Origin of the sequence: Myxococcus sp. CA039A, assembly GCF_013336645.1 — a bacterium.
In the GTDB taxonomy this organism is placed as follows: domain Bacteria; phylum Myxococcota; class Myxococcia; order Myxococcales; family Myxococcaceae; genus Myxococcus; species Myxococcus llanfairpwllgwyngyllgogerychwyrndrobwllllantysiliogogogochensis.
Window position 1 is genome coordinate 1 of sequence record NZ_JABUMQ010000520.1, and the last position, 4623, is coordinate 4623.

A 4623-nucleotide genomic window follows, 5' to 3' on the forward strand; every position below is an offset into this window, starting at 1 on the left:
CCCGAGACACCGTCGGCGCCGCTCCCCCCGTGGGAGCGCCTGCATCACGCGTGGGACGCCCTCACCCGGTGGGGCAAGGCCCAGGCGGGCCCGCTGGGAGCGGCGCTCGTCGGGCTGCTCACGTTCCTGGCGACCTTCGGGCCGGGCGCGCTCGCGCCCTGGCGACTCGGCTGGCTCATCCGGGACGACTTCAGTCAGCACCTGTTGGGGTGGCTCTTCTTCCGCCAGACGCCGCTCGGCCTGCCGCTGGGAGCCACGCCCAACTACCTCCATCCGCTGGGGACCTCGCTCGGGTACACCGACTCGATTCCCTGGGTGGGCTTGCTGCTGCGGCCCTTCTCCTTCGCGCTGCCCACGGACTTCCAGTACATCGGCCCGTGGATGTGCCTGTGCCTCATGCTGCAAGGCGCGTCCGCGGCGTGGGTGGCGCGGCGCATGGGCGCCTCCACGCAGCACCAGTGGAGCGTGGGTGGACTTCTGGTGCTGTCACCCGTGCTGCTCTCGCGGATGACCTTCGCGCACGAGGCCCTGTGCGCGCACTGGCTGCTGGTGCTGCTGGTGGGGCTCCACCTGATTCCCCAGCGCGACGCGCGTGACGCGAAGCAGGCGCTGGGGATGGGCCTGTCGCTCTGTGTCTTCGCCGCGGGTGTCCACCCCGTCATCGCCGCCATGACGTTGCCGCTCGCGCTGTCGCTGTGCGCGCGAACGGCGCTGGAACGGAAGCTTCCCTTCACCTGGCCCGCGCTCGCGGCGGTGGCCTGCTTCGCGTCCGTGCTCGGCCTCTTCTTCGCCTTCGGCTACCTGGGCACCGGCATCCCCGTGAGCGCCACGGAGTTCGGTGACTACTCCTCGGACCTGACCACGCTGTTCAACAGCATCGGCCACGGCGAGATTCGCTGGTCCCGCTTCCTGCCCCCGCTGCCCAGGAACGGAACCCAGAACGAGGGCTTCGGCTACCTGGGCATGGGGGGCCTCGTCGCGCTCGTCATCGTGCTCGGGCTCATGGCCCGCGAGCCCCGGCGCATCCTGTCGCTGTGGCGGCGCTGGGTGCCCCTCACCGTCGTCGCCCTGGGACTGGCCTTCTTCGCCCTCTCGTGGCGCATCACCTTCCAGGGCGTGCAGGTGGCCGACGTGTCCGCGCTCTATCGCCCCGTGCTCAAGTGGGTGGAGGCGTTCCGCTCCTCGGGGCGCTTCATCTGGCCGCTGCACTACCTGCTGCTCGTGGGGGCCGCGCTCGCGCTGCCTCGGCTGGTGCGCCCGTCGCTCGCGCCCACGCTGGCGGGGCTGCTGCTGCTCATCCAGGGCCTGGACCTCAACCTGGGCGAAGGGCGCAGGGCCCAAGGAGGAGGCCGTTGGAACACGCTCCCGTCCCCCGCGCTCACCGAGGCGGCGAAGGGCCGCAAGCACCTGGCGCTGTATCCGCCGCAGATGCACGACGGCTCCGGCCGGGGCTGCCGCGCGGGCCCCATGGACTTCCACCGCTGGGCCTACCGCGCGTACCGGCTGGGCCTCACCTTCAACAGCGGCTATGTCGCGCGCATCGACGACGCCAAGGCGCAGACGTACTGCCTGGGCATGGACGCCGAAATCGCCGCGGGCAGGCTGGACCCCGAGACGGTCTACCTGGTCATCCCCGTGAGGGTGCGCTGGCTCCAGAAGATTCCGGGCGCGCACTGCACGCCGGAGGACGGGCTGTGGCTGTGCGTCTACAACGAGCCGCCCGCGTCCTCCGTGTCCGGTCGCTGAAACCCCCGGCTCAGGCGGCCGGGGGGGCCTGACGCGCTGGCGGCTCGACGGGCATGAGCGCGTTCAGGTTGGCGTGGATGGTGTTGCAGATGGAGTCCAGCGGCAGGTCGTTGTCGTCGTGGCCGAAGGGGTCTTCGATTTCGACGCCGATCTCCTCGATGCCGAAGAAGATGTACGCGACGACGAACGTGGCGAGCACGGTCAGCCCACCGAAGGACTCCACCAGCGCGAAGGGCAGCGTGTAGCAGAAGACGAGCAGCGCCCGGCGCAGGTGCATCACATACGCGAAGGGGATGGGCGTCTTGCGGATGCGCTCACAGCCGCCGATGTAGTCGACGAGCAGGTGGACGTCCTGGTCCAGTTGCATCTGCACGTACTCGGAATAGAGGCCCTTGCGCCGGCCGGCGTCGAGCAGCGCGCTCATCTTCCGCGCCACCGCGAACGGCACGTGCTGCGCGCGCATCACCTCCGCCACCTCGTCCGGAGGCAGCTCCTGGGCCAGGGGCCCCAGCTCCGCCTTGGTGCGCAGGAACGACGCGGACGCGAAGGGGAAGGCGGCCGTCCACCGCAGCAGCGCGGCGTAGAGGGCGGGCTCGGACTGGAGGAAGACGCCCGCGGCGCGCGCCAGGTTGCGCGTCTCGTTGACGATGCCACCCCACAGCTTCCGCCCCTCCCAGAAGCGGTCATAGGAGGAGTTCGTGCGGAAGACGAGCAGGAGGCTCAAGGAGATTCCCGCCAGCGTGTGGACCGTGGGGGGAATCGCCACCGAGCGGACATGGGAATGGAAGATGGTGACGCCCAGCGCCCACAGGACGCAGACCATGACTCGGGCCACGATTTCGCGGACCATCGAGCCCTTGAGATAGTGGAAGTAACTCCACCAACGATGCGGATCGTACTCAACCATGGGATTCGAGGACGTAGGCTGCCACGGCGCTTGAAACCGTGCCGCAACCTTTTCGTCCAGGGGCTGCTGGTGTGTCCAGCCCTCTCTTCCATGAGCAAGGGCTGGCCTCGGGCCTCGTGACTACGGCTGGAGCACTCGGTTTCCGCCGAGCGCGTCAATCACCGCGATGACGTCGTTGGGGGCGCGCTCGTAGAGACCCGGCGTGTAGTTGCGGGACGTCGCGGTCCACACGGGGCTCGGGGCCGACCACGTCTCGAAGTTGACCGTGGTGCTGACGTAGCCGACGTGGCAGTTGCGCTGGTCCACGGGGGCGCTCGACAGGTCGGGCGCTCCCACCTTGTCCTCGTCTGTGCAGAAGGCGACGCCGACGGGGCCATTGCCCACGCGGATGGCATACGGGACGTAGGCGTTGTAGCGACGCCCGGAGCCCGGGTCGACACGGGAGCGATAGACGGTGCGCCGCAGGGACTCGTCCCATGTCCTGCCGCCGTCCCACGACTGCACGGCGTTGATGACATTGGCGCGCGCGCCACCGGTGGCGAAGGCCTCCACGCCCTCCACGACGACCATCAACCGGTCTCCTCCGAGTTGCACGACGGTGGGCATGCCCTCGCGGTTCAGCGCTCCAGCGCGCTTGTCCCACGCCACGGCGACGACGCCATACGCGGTCCACGGCCCCGAGATTCCCGCGCGTCCCTGCATGGCAATCCACTGGTGGCCCGGATAGCCGCGCTGCGCGGCGAGCGGCTCGGAGTCGTAATAGACTTGCAGGTCTCCATTCGCGCGCTGGAAGAGGAAGGGCGCTCCGACGAAGCGGGTGACGGGGCCGATGACGGTGCTGTCGTAGACCCAGTGGTCTCCGTCGTTGTCGCTCCGGGTGATGGTGATGCGGTACTGGCCGCCGGCGTACTCGCGGAACGCACAGAAGATGGTGCGTGTCCCCGGAATGGCTCGCATCGTCACGTCGCCGAACTGCACCGCGGGGTTGTTCGCGACGGAGCCGTGGAGCGACCAGCTCGCACCACCGTTGCCGCTCGTCCAGACGTCGACGCGCGTCCCCGCGCTCGCGCCGCCAATCAGCAGTCCATCCGAGCGGCGGGTGATGTTCCGGATGGGCGCGCCGCCGCTCGCCATCAGCGTCCGCCAACCGCCCGCGGGCAGTGCGTCCTCTCTTCGCTCCAGCGGCTCGTTTTCATCGCGAGGCGCTTCGGGTCCACACGCGGCGAGCGCCGCCACCAGAACGAGCACAGCCAGGGGACGCGAATCAGAACAGCGGCCAGTCCGAAGCACGGGAGCAGGTGTCATGCGCTCCAGCGTGCCCGTTCGTGTTTTATCTGCTCAAGCCCATAAAGCCGATTTTCCTGAAATGCTAAGTTGTCGTCTCCGCGAGGAGTCGGGACAGGAGCGCGAAGCCAGGGGCCTCCAGGGGGACGCGACCTCGGAGCGCGGCGAGCAGGGACCAGCCGTGGTTCGAGAGCAGGACGACGCCCGCGTCCACGGAGGGCGCCAGGCCGATGAAGCCGACATACCCGCCCATCACCGATGAGCACCACGCCACGGTGTGGCCACGAAGCTGGGAGATGGACCAGCCGAGTCCCATGCGCACGGGGCCGCCTTCAGTGCGCGGAAGCAGAGACATCTTCAGGGGGCGTGAGAGGGACTCGTCGGCGCGGCTGAGGCTCGCGTCGAGGAAGCGCAGCAGGTCCGGCACGGTGGAGTGGAGCGCACCCGCACCCGGCAGTGCTGGGAAGGTCCAGGCGGGCACGGGCCGGCCGCGCGCGGTGTGGCCGGGGAGCAGGCGAGGCGCCAGTTCGTCCGTCACGCGTGCCGAGGTGTCGCTGAGCTTCAGGGGTGTGAAGAGCAGGTCGCGCAGCGCGTGCCCGTAGTTGAGTCCCGCGCGTCGGGAGAGCGCGTGGCCCAGGACGCCCATGCCGAGCAGGGACTCGGAGACGGGGCGTGGAGGGGGGAGT

General features: G+C 69.4%; 4 protein-coding genes. 1 reads left to right on the forward strand and 3 read right to left on the reverse strand.

Annotation, left to right across the window (positions count from 1 at the left end; translation table 11 throughout):
* Positions 1-39: 39 nt before the first annotated feature.
* Positions 40-1746: a DUF6311 domain-containing protein gene (locus HR086_RS44825; protein ID WP_254626736.1), complete on the forward strand. Its 1707-nt coding sequence runs from the start codon at positions 40-42 to the stop codon at positions 1744-1746.
* Between the two features lie 10 nt (positions 1747-1756).
* On the opposite strand, the gene HR086_RS44830 is transcribed toward HR086_RS44825, so the two are convergent.
* The 3 genes from HR086_RS44830 to HR086_RS44840 all read right to left on the reverse strand — a co-directional run.
* Positions 1757-2653: a bestrophin family protein gene (locus HR086_RS44830; protein WP_174463987.1), complete on the reverse strand. Its 897-nt coding sequence runs from the start codon at positions 2651-2653 to the stop codon at positions 1757-1759.
* 120 nt (positions 2654-2773) lie between these two features.
* Positions 2774-3901, reverse strand: coding sequence for a phage capsid protein (locus HR086_RS44835; RefSeq protein ID WP_373564444.1), 1128 nt, complete (start codon positions 3899-3901; stop codon positions 2774-2776).
* Positions 3902-4022: 121 nt separating this feature from the next.
* Positions 4023-4623 (reverse strand): serine hydrolase (locus HR086_RS44840; protein ID WP_174468714.1); only part of this gene is annotated, 601 nt, incomplete at its 5' end.

Excerpts from the sequence above, each read along its gene's own strand:
- HR086_RS44830 (WP_174463987.1), bottom strand. The coding sequence starts at position 2,653 with ATGGTTGAGTACGATCCGCATCGTTGGTGGAGTTACTTCCACTATCTC.